Source organism: Micavibrio aeruginosavorus EPB (assembly GCF_000348745.1).
GTDB lineage: Bacteria > Pseudomonadota > Alphaproteobacteria > Micavibrionales > Micavibrionaceae > Micavibrio > Micavibrio aeruginosavorus_A.
In genome coordinates, this window is record NC_020812.1 from 2,420,546 (window position 1) to 2,437,887 (window position 17,342).

The following is a 17,342-nucleotide window of genomic DNA, read 5'->3' on the forward strand; positions in this document are numbered from 1 at the left end:
CAAACAGCGCGGCCACAAAAGGCCCGCGCATAATGCAATAAAGCCCCCTGAAATTAGTCGTCAGGGGTTAAAATGACAAGGTGGAAATGGGGTTTAGGGTTGGGTAGTCCCGTAAAATCCGGGTTTGCGCCCCGTCACGCCGGACCCAAACAGCAATCAGCCAAAATCCCGCATCCGGCGGCGGCGCAGCGACACCCAAGCCGGGCGGTTCTGCCCCACGATCCAGACCCGCAACGCCCGCATGGCGGAGGAGAAGGTCAGGCCCCGACGTTCGAGCATCGAGAAAATGACGGTGATGATGATGGTCAGGACCAGTGTGATCGGCCGGGCATAGACCAGAAGCGCAAAAAACGGCAAAGCCGCCCGGGCATCGAGCGAGAAAAACCGCACCGGGCGCATGGTGTTGCGCCAGTGCCAGTTCCGCTTCTCAATCAGGGCATCTTCGGTACTTTGGGCCATTTCATCTGCCTAAGAGGCTGTAAATAATCATAGAATACCGTATCAGCAGAGTTTAAACAAACCGCTAACGGTCAGAAGCAGGGCGCACTTACCCGCCCGCGCCCGTGGAGGAGGACAGCAGCAGATACCAGCGGCGTTCAATCAATCCGGCATCAAAGGCTTTCCCGGCGGAAATCGCCATGCTCTGCCCATAGGTCGGCAGCATCCGTTGCAGGTTGGCCGGCCATTCGGTGAAATCCATATCCAGCAATTTTTCGCGCACTTCGTCCGGGAATTTCATCCATTCCCGCACACCGAGACGGCCGCCGCCAACCTTTGGCACCAGCGCCTGGGTCACGATCATGCGCAACGTTTCCATCAAGGCGTAAGCCCGTTCGGAGCGTTCATTGGCATCGAACGTGGCCACCATACGCTGGATGGTCGAGGCCACCCCCGTCGTGTGGGTCGTGGTGTACACGGCGTGGCCGGTTTGCGCCGCTTCGATCGCGGCGGAAATGGTTTCACGGTCGCGGGCTTCGCCCACCAGAATGATGTTCGGTTTACGGCGCAGGGCGTTACGGACGCCGCGCGCGAAATCGGGCAAGTGACGCGGAATTTCCGTCTGCGCGACCAACGAACGCGGGCTTTTAATCGCGTCATAGACATATTCGATCGGCGCTTCATACGTCAGCATTTTGCCGCACCCGTGCGCACGTTCCAGCATCATGCGGTTGCCCGCGGCCAGCAATGTGGTTTTCCCCGAACCCGTCGGGCCGGTGATAATCACAACCCCCTGACGCGGGGCCCAGTTCTTCACGATGTCTTCCTCGATATTCAGATCGAGCATCGTCGGCGGTTCGTTCGGCAGAACCCGCATCGTAATCTGCGCCGCGTCGCGGCCCTTGGACAGGACCGGCGTAATGTTCACACGGAAACGGATGCGCGTATAACGATCCGGTTTCAGTTCGTAGGACAGGTCGAGGTCGGTCCCCGAGGCCAAGCGCGCCTGCGCTTCTGGTCCGTAAATTTTTTGCAGCATGACGGCCATGTCACCCGCATCCAGCGCGCGATAAGTCGCCGGATACAGAACGCCGTCAATTTCGTGATAAATCTGTTTATCGGACTGGAACGTAATATCGGATGCGTTGCGTTTCACCGACCAAAGCAGGAACGGATCGACATGTTCGTCCGTGAACCGGTTGGGTTCATCGGGCCATGTCTGGGCAACGTTATCCGCGCCCTTTACAAGACTTATCGGCTTGCGGGCAGCCATGTATCCGATCCCGGCTTGAGTTCAGGCTTGCCGGTGATTTGCACCGCGCGGTCGCCAACACGCATGACATCGCCACCACCCGTCACGCCGCGATCAACATGCAGCGCGTAAGGTTGCGACACCATATCCTGAGCCAGCAACATGCGATACCGCACCATGCCTTGATAATCAGCCGACAACGCTTGCAGGTCGGCCTGGAAAATTTCATCCGCCTGCTCAACACCGCGTTCCCAGCCAATCTGGACCCAGTTTTCCCAGCGCTCTTGCTCTTCCGGTGTTTCCGGCAGCAAGACATCTGGCGGCGGGGTTACCTTGCCCCAGTCACGTTCCAGATAGTTGCGCCAGACACGGGCGGTCGCGACGATCTTTGCGTTTGCGCTGATGGAATAAACCCGGTCAGACACGGCGGCGGATTGACCGCCCGCCTCGATCAGCAAAGCATTTTCCTGTTCGGAAACAATCGGCGGTTCGATCAGCAGACCCGACGGGGCCGCGATCAGCAGCTGGCGGAAATCGAACACCTTGTCCATATAATCGGACGTGTTTTCCAGTTCATTCCGGATTTCCCATGTGCGCCAGGCCAGACCGCCGCGCGCGCCATAAGACAACGCCGCTTCCTTCATCGCGTCGAAGCGGATATCCAGCGGCAACCCCTCGGTCACACCAACGCTGATCGCCGTATCGGTCCGAACCGGATTTTGCAATTCCACAATCGGCGGCGGCGGTGTGCGTTCGGCGCGGGCCACCGGGCCAGCGAACAGAACAGCGCCACAGGTCAGCGCCGTCAAAGTCAGTACACGGAAAAATGATGGCGTGCGGATCACGTGTTATCCCCCGACACCCGTCACAGGCGCGTAGTGGATTTCCACCATGCGGCGAACACCATCCACGCGAACATCGGCGCGCTGCCCCAGTTGCAGGCCCAGCGAGCGCAGGACATCAATCACCGGACGGTTTTCAACATTGATCGAAACAACAACGGGCACAGGCGGCTGTTCGCCGACAGACATAAAGGCATAGCCGGCGCGATCCGCCAGTGTTTTGGCAATCGGCTCAACCGGGCCAACCCAGTTCACCGTAATGGCGCGTTTCAATTCAACCGGCGCATCGGCAATCGGTTCAACGGCCACACCGGGGCTGCGCGCCTGTTCGACAGCGGCCAGCGTTTCCAGCGCGCCCGATGCACGATCAGCCGCTTCGGCCAGCATCAGATTCACCTTCTCCGGTGACGCAACCAGTTGCGGATTGTTATTTTTTTGCACGGCCTGACCCGGCGCACAGGCGGACAACGCCAGCGCAGCCACGCACAGGGTCAGCGAAACAGCTTGTTTGCGAAAACGCATCATGACCACAAAACACCCTCAAAAATGCGAAACCCGAGAATGCCAAAAACCCGGGGAATGAGACGATTGGGACAGCAGGCCATGGTATGGCCGAACACCCCCAAATCAGAACACTTCCACAAGTTACCTTGTCCCGCGCGGCGGAACAAGTCAGCTTTTTCGAAAAACCGGACAGTTCACCCGGCCCTGAGGGGTGCAGAGCCGTTTATTTGCGCAGAAGACCGTGGCGTTCCATCGAAGACACCACTTTTTTCTTATATTTCCCGCCAATTCCGGGGGTGCGGGAATGATAATGAGCAATCGCCTTGGATAAATTGCCAGTATCGTTCAGATGGCGGCGCAAAATCCAGGCGGACACGCCAACATTGGTGCATGGGTCATCACGCACCCATTTGCGGGCGGTGGAGGGGCTGACCCCCCAGACGCCGGAGAGTTCATCCAGCCAAAGCGTATTGATCTGCATCGGGCCCAGATCATAGGTGCCGTTGTCGTTCGGGCCCACTTCCTGCCCGACCCGGCCGCCTTCGACCTGATAAATCCCCAGCAAAACCGCCGGGGGAATGGAATAGGTTTGCGCCGCGATCAGGATGCATCCCGCCAGAATACCGGACATTGCACTCATGATCGCGCCCCCTTATTCCGTGGTGTCTTCGCCGCTGGCGGCTTTTTTGCCAGCGAAGAAGCCCATCGGACTGCCTGTGGGGTTGGCGGGCGGCGTTGCTGGCGCAGCCGCGACAGGGGCCTGAACGGCCTGTTTCTGGACCAACGGAGCCGCCGGGCGGACGGCGGATGACCCGCCCCCCGATCCCGCAACCGCGTCCGCGGTCAGGGTCAGCATCTCTGCGCCGCGGTCAAACGCGGCCCAAACGGCATCCATCGGAACCGGGCCACCGCTTTGCTGGATCATGGCGTTGCGGGACGCTTCGTCCATCATCATCAAACGGCTGGTTTCCATGGCGTGGCATTGCGCGTACAGCAGGCACAGGGCCCGTACGATCGACAATTCGGCCTTTTTCTTCTGAGCCAGCGTGGCGTTCGGCCCCAGCATCCGGCCACACATGGCCGTGGCCCGGTCCAGCACCGTCGCGGACACATCCTGCACCAGTTTCTTTTCCGGGCGGCCAAAGGAGTACACCCCGATTGCCTGCACCACCGGGACGAGGGCGAACAGCGCTTGAATATGGATTTGCGGCTCATCCGGCCCGCCAGTGTACGGCCCGGCCTCCAGCGCGTTCAAGCGCGCGGTGGCATCCGCCGCCGGGGTAAAATTATCGGCAAAGGCCAGAACAGCCCCAAGGGTCGATGCCAAACGGCCAACGTCGCCTTCCGCCGGAACATGGCCCGTCATTTCATAGGCCCCCGCCACCAGCGGTGCGGACAGGCCGGCAAGGGCCAGACGCAAGCCATCGGCCTGCCCCTGATCATCGCGAATATCCATGGATTCCGACAGGACGACCGACATCTGGACCGTACGGCTGATCAATTCGGCCAGACGTGTCGCATCGGTGCGCATATCCGGGGCCACGCCCATGCGGGCAGACACCGACCCCACCGCCGTCATCAGCGGGACGCCCAAACGTTCCAAAACCTGTATTTGAAATTCAGCGCGCTGACTCATAATCTCATTATGTCAATAATGGCGGCCTAAGCCTGCCTTGAACCCAATCGTAACCCTGTCTTTGTTATAGGGGGGACCGGGCAAAAACGGCAACCCTTTTTGGCCGCCAAAAGCACAAACACCCCCGAAAAACGGGGGTGTTTGCTTGAAAGACAGGAAAATCAGAACAAATCGGCGGTTATTTCGGCCAGGTCGCGCGGACGTCCACGCACCATCTTAATTTCGCCCGCCTTGCTGCGGTAAAGCAGGATCGGCGTGGCATCCAGTTTCCAGTTTTGCATGATCAGCAAATTCCGTTCGACCCCTTGTTTGTTAATCGCCGGATCAATCGGCAAGGCCTTGTCATCGCCATCCAGATGTTTGTACCAGCGGTCTTCCGCATCCGGCGCGGCCAGAAGGTAGGCGGCCTGGGCCTTCGTCTCATCACGCAAACCAACCGGGATCATCTTGATCTGGATTTGTCCGGTGGCCAGCAAATCCTTGCGCAGATCGTTCATCAGCGCGTGGCAATGCGGGCATTGCGGATCCATGAACGCATAAATCACCGGAGCATCGGCATTTTTGCCCAACGTGATCATGTTCGAGGCTTCGACCTCTTTCATCAGGCGCTGGGACGGGCTCAGGTTTTGTTGGGCGCGCAATTCTTCCTGAATGGCCTGCAGCGGATCGACGGTGGGCGTGGCCGGGGTGGCCAGCGCATCCAAAGCGGCATCGCCGCCCTGCAATTTCGCCACCTGATCAATCGTCACCGGGTGGCCGGATTTATCGAACAGCAGCCCCATGATGATCGCCTCACCATCCGGTGTGACGTAGAAATATTGTTCCTGTCCCTGCAGGATCGTGGCCCAGCCATCCAGCCCCTTGTCCCGGCCCAGATAACGGATTTGCGCGCCGCGCGTGCCCAGTTCTTTTAAAACTTCGGGCATCGGGGGTGTTTTTTCCGCCGTTTGTGCCGATACGGGCGACAGGCCCATCACACACACCAACGCAGGAACCAGTAAAAGACGGAGAAAATTTTTCATGGCGCACAAAACCCTGTAAAATGGGACATAGCCAAAGAGTACAGATCATTTATGGCGGCGTAAAGGCACGGCTTGCCCCCGCACAATGACCTGATACACTTGTCCCCGCTGAAAAATTTTACAAAACGGAGAATGCGTGATGGATACCGGCCTTATCATTCTGATTGTTCTGGGTGTGATCGTTCTGGGTCTGATCATGATTTACAACCGTCTGGTCGCGCTGCGCCAGACGCGGAACAATGCGTTTTCCGACATTGATGTGCAGTTGAAACAGCGGTTCGACCTGATCCCTAATCTGGTTGAAACGGTCAAGGGCTACGCCACGCACGAGCAAAGCGTATTTGAAAACGTCACCCAGGCCCGCGCGCAGGTGGGCCGCACATCCGGGGCCGGCACCGACCGCATTCAGGCCGAAGGCATGTTGGGCAGTGCGTTGATGGGGTTGTTCGCCGTGGCGGAAAATTATCCGCAATTGAAGGCCGATCAGAATTTCCAGCGTTTGCAGGCGGAATTGAGCGACATTGAAAACAAGATCGCCGCCGCGCGCCGTTTCTTCAACAGCGCGACCAACGAATACAACACCGCCATTCAACAATTCCCCGCCAATCTGATGGCGGGCATGTTCGGATTCCACAATGAAGAATTCTTCGAACTGGACCCGGCGCAGCAACAGGCCGTTCGCAACGCCCCGCCCGAAGTGAAATTCGGCGGATAAGGCACGCAACCCCATGGCCTTCGCCGCGGCGGGTTTAAAAACCCATATCTGGAACAATAATCTGCGCTCGATCATCCTGCTGGTCGGGTACCCGTTCCTGATGGGGGCGATTGTTTGGGCCACGGCCGCCGCCATCGGATATTTCATGGGGCAAAGCGCCGGACCCCACGCCCCGCACGGGGCCATCGCCACCCATTTCGCCAACGGATTTATCGCGCAATACTGGCCCTTGATCGGCACCGCCGTAGCGATCTGGTTTATCATCGCGTGGTTTTTCAACACGCGCATGGTGCGGATGTTGTCCCACGCGAAACCCGTGACCCGCACCGAAGAACCCGCGCTTTATAACCTGCTGGAAAATCTGTGCATCGCGCGCGGCTTGCCCATGCCGCAGCTCAACATCATTGAAACCGATGCCCTGAATGCCTTTGCCAGCGGCGTGCAGCGCAGTGATTACACCGTGACCGTTACACGCGGCCTGCTCAACACACTGCAACCGGATGAGGTTGAGGGCGTTCTGGCGCACGAGCTGACGCACATTATCAACCATGATGTGCGATTGCTGATGGTGTGCATTATCTTCACAGGCATGATCGGATTTGCGATGCAACTGGTGTGGTCATCGGTGCGCTATGGCCTGTACATGCCGCGCAGCGGCAATAACCGCAACAATGGCGGGACCGTCATTATTGCGCTGGTGATCCTGTTGATTTTGGCGATTGGATACGGGGCCAGCCTGCTGACCCGGTTTGCGCTGTCGCGGCGCCGGGAATATATGGCCGATGCGGGGGCGGTTGAACTGACCCGCAATCCGGATGCGATGATGCGCGCCCTGCAACGCATATCCGGGCGCGACCATATTCCCGCCGTGCCCGATGATGTGGCGTTGATGTGCATTGAAAACGACCATGCCTTTATGGGACTGTTCGCCACGCACCCGTCGATTGAGGATCGCATTCGCGCCCTGTCCACCATGACCGGAACACCGATCCCCAGTGCAAGCGGGACCGAAAAATCGGATAACCCATTGAATCCATGGGTCAGATAGACGTCCGATTTCGGTTGAACCCTCTTCCCGAATGCTTACAATACGCTATATGACTATCAAAGGCGGTCATGATGACCGCTTTCGCTATCGAATGGAGAGAAGAAGATATGCAACCCGATCGTTTTACGACGCAAACCACCACTGGCGCAGTTGCCTATGATGCTGGCCTGCGCGCCCATTTCCAGAAGGTGTACAACACCATGGGTCTGGGCCTGGCCGTCACGGGCGTGACCGCGTACGTTGTGTCCAGCATCGAGCCCGTTGCGAAAGTTTTGTACACGACACCACTGGCTTACGTTTTGATGTTCCTGCCGCTGGTGTTCATGTTCTTTGGGTTTAACCAGCGCGCCTTGATGACCAAAAGCGCGGCCCAACTGACCAGCCTGTTCTACATGTTCTCGGCGGCGTTTGGTTTGTCGCTGGGCGTGATCTTCCTGGCCTATACGGGCGTCAGCATTGCCAAGGTGTTCTTCATCACCGCGGGCATGTTCGCCGGTACGTCCATTTTTGGTTACACGACCAAGAAAGACCTCAGCGGCCTGCAAGGTCTGCTGGTCATGGGTGTGATTGGCCTGTTGATCGCGATTGTGGTGAACCTGTTCCTGCAAAGCGCGATGATGGACTTCGTGATTTCGTGCGTTGGTGTTTTGATTTACACCGGCCTGATCGCGTTTGACACGCAGAACATCAAGGAAATGTACAGCGAAGCCCACGGGTCCGAAGCCAATGGCAAGGCCGCCGTTATGGGGGCGCTCAGCCTGTATGTGAACTTCATCATGCTGTTCCAATTCCTGCTGAGCCTGCTCGGCCAACGGGAATAGGTCACGCGAAAAGAGACGAATTCTTCGACGCAGAAGGATAGTTTCTGAAATAAATTTTTTGCACGCGTGCAGTGCAAAACAGCTAAACGCCCGGTTGTCCGGGCGTTTTTTTATACTCGAATATTCTAATGCAATCACACCCCCGTAATCATCTTATGAATCCTTAAGCTTGGGCCTATATTCTGAATCCATGCATGAAGCGAAGGGGGGCGACATGGAACCGCACAAGACGCGAATACTTCTTGTCGACGATACGGCATCACTGGCCCGCACCTATGAAACATTTCTGAAAGCGCAAGGATACGATGTGCGGTGCGCCTATACCGGACGCGACGCCATTGAGGATTTAAAGCGCTACGGTGCCGACCTAATGCTGCTGGATCTGGACCTGCCGGATTGTTCGGGGTTGGACGTGATGCAACAAACCAAAGACATGCCCGAACACCCGCCGGTTATCATTATCACCGGAACCGATTTCGCCCCCGTGCGCGACGAAGCCATGCGCCGCGGCGCACGATCAATATTGACCAAACCGATCAGCATGGATCGTCTGTCCCACGCGGTGGCCGACGAACTGGATAACGACCTCTCGAAAAAGGACGCTCTAGCCCCAAAGGATGAAAGCCAGATGACACCCCATAACCCGACACAAGATCGTGGAATGAATGAAACCGAAACCATGCCGGGGAATATTGCCGGGCTTCAACCCGACGCAACGCCACCGGAACCGCACCATGCGCCCGAACAGCCGCGCCGCGCCGATGGATATGACACGCAACGCATTTTACAGGGCACCGATTTCGGCGGCTTTATCGGCACATCGCCGGTGATGATGCGCCTGTACGACAACATCCAAAACGCCGCACGGTCCAGCGCCACCGTCTTTATCACCGGGGAATCCGGCACCGGCAAGGAAGTGTGCGCCGAGGCCATTCACCGTCATTCCCCGCGATCCAAGGGCCCGTTCGTGCCCTTGAACTGCGCCGCCATTCCGCGTGATTTGCTGGAAAGTGAATTGTTCGGTCACGTGCGCGGGGCCTTCACCGGCGCCATCAACGACCGTGAGGGTGCGGCGAAACTGGCCGATGGCGGAACATTATTCCTCGATGAAATCGGGGATATGGACCCGAATATGCAGACGAAACTGCTCCGCTTCCTGCAGGATGGCACGTTCCAACGTGTGGGCGGCAGCCGTCTGGAAAGCGTGGATGTGCGCATTATCTGTGCCACCAACCGCGATCCGCTGGACGATGTGCGGTCGGGCCGCTTCCGCGCCGATCTGTTTTACCGCCTGCATGTTTTACCCATTTCGATGCCGCCGTTGCGGGCGCGGGGTGATGATGTCATCGACATCGCGCAAACCCTGCTGCTGCGCTACGCGGCGGAGGAGAAAAAGGCCTTCCACGGCTTCGACGCGGCGGCCGCCGATATCCTGCGCCACTATGAATGGCCGGGGAATATCCGCCAGTTGCAAAACATCATCCGCAATGTCGTCGTCATGCATGACGGCCCGATGGTCAAGGCCCCGATGCTGTCCGACCGCATCCTGCACAGCGCCGAGGCCCATGATATGGCCCTGAGCGGACGCGGGCCGGGCCTGTCTTCACACGGCCTGTCGCCCCACGGGCTGACCCCACCCATGACGTTGGGGGATTTGAACAGCGGCCGTCACGACCCCGCCCATACCGATGCCATGGGCGGCACACCGATTATCCAGCCTCTGGCCATCACGGAACGTGTGGCGATTGAACAGGCCATCAACGTTTGCGGCGGCAATATTCCCCGGGCCGCCGCGTTGCTGGACATCTCGCCCTCGACCATTTACCGCAAAAAAGCGGTGTGGGACCAGGCGGATAAGCAGGGGCATAAATAGGCGAGCAACCCCGCCAGACCAAACCAGAGGCCCCGCTTGAACCCCGGACAACACCCTCTGGCGAACCCCTCAAAAAGCCAGCCGCAAAGACTGGCCCCCTGCGAAAAGACCCTGTTTCCGCCCACCCCCGGGCCAAACAGGGTCTTTTTCATGGTTTTAAGGATTTTGCGCTTGAAACCACCGACGAAGGCGGCTATTTTCCGCTCGTCTTTCAAAAGAAGGGCCCTTAGCTCAGCTGGGAGAGCGCTTGCATGGCATGCAAGAGGTCGTCGGTTCGATCCCGATAGGGTCCACCATTTCCCCCCTTAAATTTCTCTATGTTCTTGAGAGCATTATTAGCTTCTTTAGATCTGGATCCGATTCAGCTTTTGAAATAGTAGGCCTGACTTCTCCATGATACTTCCTAACAGAGCCTGATCTAAGATATTCCTGCGCCTCTGTTAACTTGTAAAAACGCGCCTGCGCAATACGGCAACCAACCACAAGCTCTATCGGCGTGCTCCCGTGATTAACAAGCTCAAGCGGAATACAGCCTTTGTATCCCGGTTGAATCATCGTACTAATGTGTATTCCTAATCTTGTATAACTACTTCTAGATAAAATGTCCGCATATGTATCGGAGGGCAAAGCAACATATTCAAGAGTCGTAGAAATTGCCACCTGATGTGGATATAGAACAAATTTCTCTCCAATATCACGACGCGTTTCCTGAAAATATGTTGAGACAGGACGCCAATCTTGATCCGTTGAAACTAAATCAACCGAGGGCTTTCTAGTTAATATTGATACTTGGAAATCATAACCCAATCTAAAATCAATCGAGATCGCACCAACCTGCTCATCTTCGTCTAACAATGGATCTACAAATAGACTATTTTTATCTTTTGAATGCAAAGAATCTATCAACTTTGATCTATCAAGGAGTTCCATTTCCCCACCTTTGACTAATCATAAAATTCCTTATGCTCTTCTCGCTTAAGTCATTGATCATTTTTTCAATTTGATCTTCACGAATCAGCGACCATGGTTCTGCTAACCGTTGTTGAGCCGTCTCCAAATAATCCCAGCTTGAATCAAAGAGTGCATGTAGCTGTCCTATATTAGAAATTGGACACGGCATTACATTATCGAAGTATTCTTTTACATCCAATGAATCGAATCTGATTTCCAGTTTTCCTAAATTACGCTGACTTAAAACAGCCTGGAAACCATCTAGAATTGGCATACTTTTTCCATCCAGAAACGCTTCTATTAATTCCAACCTATCTGATGTCGCCGGATGCGTTGCAGATACCGGAACGTTATGAGCAAATCGATCAAGAAATTTATGGATCCCATATCCCAAATAGGACGCTGCAAAAATATCAGCCCAGTATTCCATGACATGGTTTCTTCTTATCTTCTCATCTACACCTGCTGACAAACGTGGTAATTGAACATTGGGGCTCAAGAGCAAAAGATAATCGGATATCGCCTTGTGAGTATCAATAAAGTGCCCAAGTTCGTGATATAAAGCCACATTATACAAGGGTCTGTGTCGATATAAGTCTGGCAATGCGACTTGAATTAGCTTGTATTCAAACGTTTCCCCACAGAAGCCCTCAGCTTCAGTATAGAAACTCGGACTAATTCCCTGAAAATAAAAATTCATCTCATGTAAAATTGCGGTCGTTATGAGATAATTATCCGTCGTCCAATCTTTGAGCGCAGCATCCAAGCAAAAGACAACTTCATATGGCAACAGTCTTGTCGTACTGCCGTCCAAGTACTTAATGGCCGACCACAATTGCAATACCATCCTGTTTCTCACTTGAGGATCAGTAATGGCGTCAGCTTTCCTAGCTACATTAGAAAGCTGCTTTGTGTATAGCTTAAGTTCAGAACTAAAATACGGCGTGTCTCCTAAAGAGGAGAGCTTCTGCTCAAGAAGCTTAAGATTAATCTTAGTAAGTGGCATCCCGCCCTAGCTTCGCCAAAACGCTTTTCGCAATATCCATATTAATGCTTTGAATGTTAATTATTGAATTAATATCTTTGGCTAAATCTGCCTTGCTCTGCATATAAAGAGCAAGCGTTACCGCTTCAGGCAAAATATAGCTCGTATCCCTCTCCATGTTAGCAAGGTCATCAGAGAGAAGCTTGGCTTGATTGATAACATTCATAAGGTAGGACTCCAAAGATTCCGGGAACCCCCCTTTCTGTTGCCCCAGAAGCGACAAACAGAGCTCAAACGCCTCCAAAGGTTGGGAACTATACGGCAGCGCGGCAAACATAATAGTACGAGATCCCCTAAGTAGAAAAATATCATTATGTATAATTTTTATAACATAAATTATTTAGCAGAATCATAACACTGGAGGATTCTGTGTGGAATCCCCTAAAATGAAAATCCATAAAATTATACGCATGGGGAAATTCGCTATTCAATATCACGCTCTGATTAATTTTCATAAAAATTACTTTATTTTAAACCACTAGCTGCCCACTATCGAACAGGTCCATGGCATTCGTCACATTCACCGTTCCGGCAAGAGTGGCGATCTGGGTGTAATCGGTGTAGGCCCCGGTGGGGGAGACATACACGCCGGCGGGGACGGCGCCGTCGAAGGCGTTCAGGCCGGCCTGGTAGATGTGGTTGATGGATTGGCTGCCCATTTTGTAGTCATAGACGGCCACTTCATCGATGTCGCCGTTCCAATATTCGGCGTAGGTCGTGTTGCCGCCCGAATTTTCCGCGCCGACGATAAAGCGGTAATCCGATCCCGTGATGGATGTGAAATTGGCGTTGGAATACACCGCCACGCCGTTGAAATACAATGTCGCCCCGCCCGCACCGAAGGTGAAGGCGTAGAAGTTCCAATCATTTTGATCGACATCATCCGCCGCGCCCATGGCGATGGGGTCGACATTGATGGTGTAGGTATTGCCGCCGATTTGCAATTCACCCGTGACATTCCCGTTCGACAAATTCGCGCCGAAATGGAATTGGCCGTTCGTGGTGCCGGACCCGTGTTTGGATAAAATCGAATGCGTGCCCGACCCGGTTTCGGATTTGGCCCACGCCACAAAGGTTCCGGCGGTCAGGTCAAACACCGCATTGTCATCCACGCGGCCGCGTTCGTTGCTGCCGTTAAAATCGATGGACCCGTCACCAATGGAGGCGTTAAACGCCGTATTGTTTTTCCCGGGGTTGTTGTCATAGGTGCCGTTCAGGATGCCCATGGCATCGACCATCGTGCTACCGCTGGTTTCACCCATGCGGTAATAGAGGAGCGGGTCATAATTCAGTGTGATGAGTTGGTACAAATCATCACTGGTGCCATCGCTGAGCGCGACGAAATCGGCAATCGCCTCGGTCACCGGATCGAAGGCGGAGAGCAGATCGGATAAATCCAGCCCGTCACCATCGGTATAATCAAAATTATGGATGACATCATCGTCATTGGCCGCGCCGATCCAGTCAAACTGGAAGATATCCGCACCGTCGGACCCATAGAGTTGATCCAGCCCGTCGCCCCCGGCCAACACGGTCGGGTTGCCGGATGTTAAAATCTGGTCCGCTTCCCATTCGATCACATAGCCGCGCGTGGTGCTGGGCAACTGGTCGTTCCATGTGCCGCCATTGTAAAATTCCAGGTGCGCCTCGAACCCGTTATAATCATTGGGTTCGCCGGAGCCCCAGTTGGTATAGGCCCCGCCAATCGCGGACCCGTTGGCCAGACCCTGCCAGAATTGTGTGCCATCATCCGGCCCGCCGACCCAGCGCCATTCGCCGTTCACCGTGCCGTCCGATCCACCCAGCCAGAAATTGGCCGTGCCTGTAATGCTGTCCAGATAGGCGTTTTCCGTCGCGGAATTGGAATGGGCCAGATGCCCGGCCACGCCATTGACCAGATAGGCCGTGGCCGCGGAGTTTGCGGCCTCCCATGTCAGGGCGCTGGTCACGTGCAGATAGAAACTGTCCGTTGTTGCGTTGTAAACCATGCCCGGATAGGCCGCGAGAATGGAGGCCGATGTCACATTCGCCGTTGATCCGGAATACAAACTGTCCGCCCCGTCCCCGCCATTCAACGTGTCGGTTCCGGCGCTGCCATACAGCGTATCGTTGCCCGATCCGCCATTGAGAATATTCGACACGCCATTATCACTGCCCGGATCGGTGCCGATGGCGACGTTGTCAAACCGAATGGTGGTGTCTTCATCCGCCGCGTTTTTGCCCTCGACCAGACCGCCGAGCGTGATGGTGTGATTGCCCTGATACAACGTGCCCAGATCAATGCTGACCTGACGCCATCCGGTGTCGTAAGTGGGATCGTTGCCATCGCTTTCCATGCGGACAATATGGTCGTTGCCGTTCAGGCCGTAGCGCACGCCGTCAATTTCGACATAGACAAAGCTGTCTTCGTCCGTTTCATAGGTGCCAGAGCGGATCACCTTGTACTGGAAGGTCAGCACCGTGTCCTGCACATCTTCGGTCAGTGTAAAGGACCGGCTGTGCCCGCCGGACATGGTGCCGCTGGCCGTTGCGTTGGTGCCGTCAAAAAACACTTCCAGCGATCCGTTGCCATTGACGCCGTCACCGGTGTTGCGGCTGCCGCTGACATAGGCATCGCCCGTGCCGCCAAAAACATTGTCGGCGTAGGAAAAACTTTCCGTGCCGCTGTTAAAATTGGTTGTAAAAACGGTGATCGGGGCCGTGACGGCGTAAAGCGTATCCGCCCCATCCCCACCATGGATCGTGTCACCGCCCAACCCGCCGGAGATAATGTTGTTCCCCGTCGTGCCGGTCAATGTATCGGCATAATCCGACCCGATTAAATGCAGGAAATTCGACAGCGTATCCGTGCCCGCCCCGCCCGTGGCCGTGCCCGCGGTCAGATTGACCGTGACCCCGGATGTTGCGCTTTGATACACGACCGTGTTGGTGTCCGCGCCGCCATCCAGCGTGTCATCGCCCAGGCCGCCATCAATCACATCATTGCCCAGACCGCCACTGATAACGTTGGCCAGCGTGTTTCCGGTCAACACATCGGCATAATCCGACCCGATCAGGTTTTCAAAATTGGAAATCGTATCCGTTCCGGCCCCGCCGGTATTTTGCGCTGTGGTCAACGCCAAGGACACCGTAATCCCCGCCGCCGCATTGGCGTAGGTCAGCGTATCCGTGCCCACGCCACCATTCATCACATCATAGCCCGCGCCGCCATCCAGCGTGTCGTTCCCGGCCCCGCCGATCAATGTGTCGTTGTCATTGTTCCCGTACAGAACATCATTGCCGCCGCCGCCATTGAGCAAATCATCGCCCGCTTCGCCATAGAGTGTGTCATTCCCGGCATCGCCGTAGATTTTATCATTGCCCAAACCGCCATACAGCGTGTCGTTATCAGCCCCGCCGGACAGTGTATCCGCCCCATCATCACCGAACAGATGGTCATCCCCGGCCCCGCCGATCAGCATGTCATCGCCATCATCGCCGAACAGGATATCGGCCCCGGCTTCGCCGCTCAGCGTGTCGTTCCCGATCCCGCCATTGGCCACATCATTGCCCAGACCACCAACGACAATGTCATCGCCATCATCGCCGTAGAGAATATCATCCCCATCCTCGCCATAGAGCCAATCAAGCCCCGCGCCGCCCATCACAACATCATTGCCCGCACCGGCGAAAATTTTATCATCCCCCGCGCCGCCAAAAATCGCGTTTTCGGCATCGCGTCCGCGAATGCGGTCATGGCCGTTGCCGGCGCTGATAATATCGGGGTCGGTGTTGGACCCGACGATGCTGTCATCGCCGCCCGTGCCATTGTTGGGTGTGCCGGAAAAATCGCCTTCCGTCGGGGTGGTGCGGCCAAATAAATGATCCACCGCCGCCGCGTTCAATGTCGATGTCTGGGTCTGCAACAGGGTCAGGAGCGTGATATAGCCGGTATCGACGGACGTCCCATTGATGCGGACGGATGCGATGGAAATGCTGCGCCCGCCTTCGCCCGAGGCGTCGTTAAAGCGGAACTGCAAACTGGACGGATAATCGTTTTCGAAATCGAGCGTGAAAAAATAATCGCCGTTTGCGCCGGACGTAATCTGGGTCGATCCAACCACGATGCCACCCACCAACACTTCAAGCGTCGGCGCATCGGCGCTGAAGGACGCGCTGGCAACGATTTGCATGGTGAATGTGGACATCGCCAAAGCCTTGGGTTTCAACAGTTACGGGAGCCAACACAGAAACGCCAACGCGGAAGAGAGAAGACGGGAGGCGGGGCCACCCGATCTGAGATCAAGACCCGGACAGAGTCGCTCTCTCAAATACTGGTCATGGGGGCCCCACCACCGTGCCCCTATTATGCAAGGGCGGGCTGATCCATTTCTTAATTTTGGCGGAGGTAAAAGCCCAAAAAGCCTTTTATTATCAATCGCTTATGTTTCCATAATCGTACACCCAGCCCCGAAGCGGGCCGGAATGTGTTTTAAATCAATAGCTTATTGGTAATTGGCGTTGATGGTGTAACTGCCGCTATAGTTGCCCGCCGCCTGACCGGATTGGATATTCAGGCGAGCCCCGATCGGGGCCGTGGCGGCCCCGCCGGCGGTGCGGTGACGGTATATTGCACCCCACCCGCATCGGTTCCGACATTGAACTGGTCAATCTGCATCGTCGCCCCGCCGGGACCATTCAGAACCACCGAGGCCGGGGCGCTGATTTGCACCATGTCGGCACCGGTCGCGCTGGACGACACGCTTTGTACAAGGCACATACCGCGGTTGAACGCCCCCGGAATGGCGGTCACGCACCCGGTCGTGCTGCGCCCGTTGGAGGGGGTGACCGTCACGGTCCCAGCCCCCGGACAGGACAACAATGTCCCAAACACCAGCGGCAAATTACAGTCAATCGTCTGCGCCGCCGCGCGGAGCGGGGCGAGGGTCAGGCTCATTAACATACCGCCCGCCAGCAGCAGGGCTTTGTCGCTTTTCATCATGGCTTGGTCCTGTCCCTGATTATAAGCGCTCAACGGCGCGTTGCAACCGCTTTCACCCCGCCCAAACCTGAAGAAACCATTTATTTCCAGAGACTTGCGCCCAAAGCACGAAAGAGGGTGGATTGGGGGCCGATTGGGGCTATATTCCTCTCATAACCTGATGGCGGGACGTATTTCCGCCTTTCCCGGATGCTGTGGCTTTGCTACCTTTCGG

17 protein-coding genes and 1 tRNA gene are annotated in these 17,342 nt (G+C 55.9%); 5 read left to right on the forward strand and 13 right to left on the reverse strand.

Annotation, left to right across the window (positions count from 1 at the left end; all coding sequences use genetic code 11):
- Window positions 1-156: 156 nt before the first annotated feature.
- The 7 genes from icmT to A11S_RS11480 form a co-directional block, all read right to left on the reverse strand.
- A complete protein-coding gene (gene icmT / locus A11S_RS11450) occupies window positions 157-459 on the reverse strand; it encodes an IcmT/TraK family protein (RefSeq protein WP_014103961.1) in 303 nt (100 codons plus the stop codon).
- Window positions 460-547: 88 nt separating this feature from the next.
- Window positions 548-1,711, reverse strand: coding sequence for a type IV pilus twitching motility protein PilT (locus tag A11S_RS11455; protein ID WP_015468675.1), 1,164 nt, complete (start codon window positions 1,709-1,711; stop codon window positions 548-550).
- Window positions 1,690-2,535: a type IV secretion system DotC family protein gene (locus tag A11S_RS11460; protein WP_015468676.1), complete on the reverse strand. Its 846-nt coding sequence runs from the start codon at window positions 2,533-2,535 to the stop codon at window positions 1,690-1,692. Before A11S_RS11460 ends, A11S_RS11455 begins: the two co-directional genes overlap by 22 nt.
- A gap of 3 nt (window positions 2,536-2,538) precedes the next feature.
- Entirely contained in the window at window positions 2,539-3,057 is a 519-nt protein-coding gene (locus A11S_RS11465) for a DotD/TraH family lipoprotein (RefSeq protein WP_041802782.1), read from the reverse strand.
- 202 nt (window positions 3,058-3,259) lie between these two features.
- Window positions 3,260-3,676, reverse strand: a complete 417-nt coding sequence (locus tag A11S_RS11470; protein ID WP_014103965.1) for a lytic transglycosylase domain-containing protein — start codon at window positions 3,674-3,676, stop codon at window positions 3,260-3,262.
- 12 nt (window positions 3,677-3,688) lie between these two features.
- The gene (locus A11S_RS11475; RefSeq protein WP_015468678.1) at window positions 3,689-4,672 is read right to left on the reverse strand and encodes a hypothetical protein; all 984 of its coding nucleotides are present in this window, start codon (window positions 4,670-4,672) and stop codon (window positions 3,689-3,691) included.
- A gap of 161 nt (window positions 4,673-4,833) precedes the next feature.
- Complete coding sequence (locus A11S_RS11480; protein WP_015468679.1) at window positions 4,834-5,694, reverse strand: thioredoxin fold domain-containing protein; 861 nt, start codon at window positions 5,692-5,694, stop codon at window positions 4,834-4,836.
- Window positions 5,695-5,833: 139 nt separating this feature from the next.
- On the opposite strand from A11S_RS11480, the gene A11S_RS11485 reads away from it, so the two are divergent.
- The 5 genes from A11S_RS11485 (at window position 5,834) to A11S_RS11505 (ending at window position 10,447) form a co-directional block, all read left to right on the forward strand.
- The gene (locus A11S_RS11485; protein WP_015468680.1) at window positions 5,834-6,409 is read left to right on the forward strand and encodes a LemA family protein; all 576 of its coding nucleotides are present in this window, start codon (window positions 5,834-5,836) and stop codon (window positions 6,407-6,409) included.
- A 13-nt stretch (window positions 6,410-6,422) separates the two neighbouring features.
- Window positions 6,423-7,457: a M48 family metallopeptidase gene (locus A11S_RS11490; protein ID WP_015468681.1), complete on the forward strand. Its 1,035-nt coding sequence runs from the start codon at window positions 6,423-6,425 to the stop codon at window positions 7,455-7,457.
- A 68-nt stretch (window positions 7,458-7,525) separates the two neighbouring features.
- On the forward strand, window positions 7,526-8,278 hold the full coding sequence (locus tag A11S_RS11495) for a Bax inhibitor-1/YccA family protein (RefSeq protein WP_015468682.1): 753 nt from the start codon (window positions 7,526-7,528) through the stop codon (window positions 8,276-8,278).
- Between the two features lie 214 nt (window positions 8,279-8,492).
- Entirely contained in the window at window positions 8,493-10,151 is a 1,659-nt protein-coding gene (locus A11S_RS11500; protein WP_015468683.1) for a sigma-54-dependent transcriptional regulator, read from the forward strand.
- Window positions 10,152-10,371: 220 nt separating this feature from the next.
- A tRNA-Ala gene (locus A11S_RS11505) sits at window positions 10,372-10,447 on the forward strand.
- Window positions 10,448-10,466: 19 nt separating this feature from the next.
- Here the strand turns inward: A11S_RS11505 and dcd are convergent.
- From dcd to A11S_RS11530, 6 genes are all read right to left on the reverse strand, one after another.
- A complete protein-coding gene (dcd, locus tag A11S_RS11850; RefSeq protein WP_041802786.1) occupies window positions 10,467-11,081 on the reverse strand; it encodes a dCTP deaminase in 615 nt (204 codons plus the stop codon).
- The gene (locus A11S_RS11515) at window positions 11,068-12,108 is read right to left on the reverse strand and encodes a M48 family metalloprotease (RefSeq protein ID WP_015468685.1); all 1,041 of its coding nucleotides are present in this window, start codon (window positions 12,106-12,108) and stop codon (window positions 11,068-11,070) included. The genes dcd and A11S_RS11515 overlap by 14 nt, the downstream gene beginning before the upstream one ends.
- Entirely contained in the window at window positions 12,095-12,424 is a 330-nt protein-coding gene (locus A11S_RS11520; RefSeq protein ID WP_041802788.1) for a hypothetical protein, read from the reverse strand. Before A11S_RS11520 ends, A11S_RS11515 begins: the two co-directional genes overlap by 14 nt.
- Before the next feature lie 193 nt (window positions 12,425-12,617).
- Window positions 12,618-16,334 carry a LamG-like jellyroll fold domain-containing protein gene (locus tag A11S_RS11525; RefSeq protein WP_015468687.1) on the reverse strand — a complete coding sequence of 1,239 codons (3,717 nt, stop codon included), beginning with the start codon at window positions 16,332-16,334 and terminating at the stop codon, window positions 12,618-12,620.
- 297 nt (window positions 16,335-16,631) lie between these two features.
- Entirely contained in the window at window positions 16,632-16,757 is a 126-nt protein-coding gene (locus A11S_RS12270; RefSeq protein WP_081604794.1) for a DUF4402 domain-containing protein, read from the reverse strand.
- Complete coding sequence (locus tag A11S_RS11530) at window positions 16,700-17,128, reverse strand: DUF4402 domain-containing protein (RefSeq protein WP_015468688.1); 429 nt, start codon at window positions 17,126-17,128, stop codon at window positions 16,700-16,702. Before A11S_RS11530 ends, A11S_RS12270 begins: the two co-directional genes overlap by 58 nt.
- Between the last annotated feature and the right edge of the window lie 214 nt (window positions 17,129-17,342).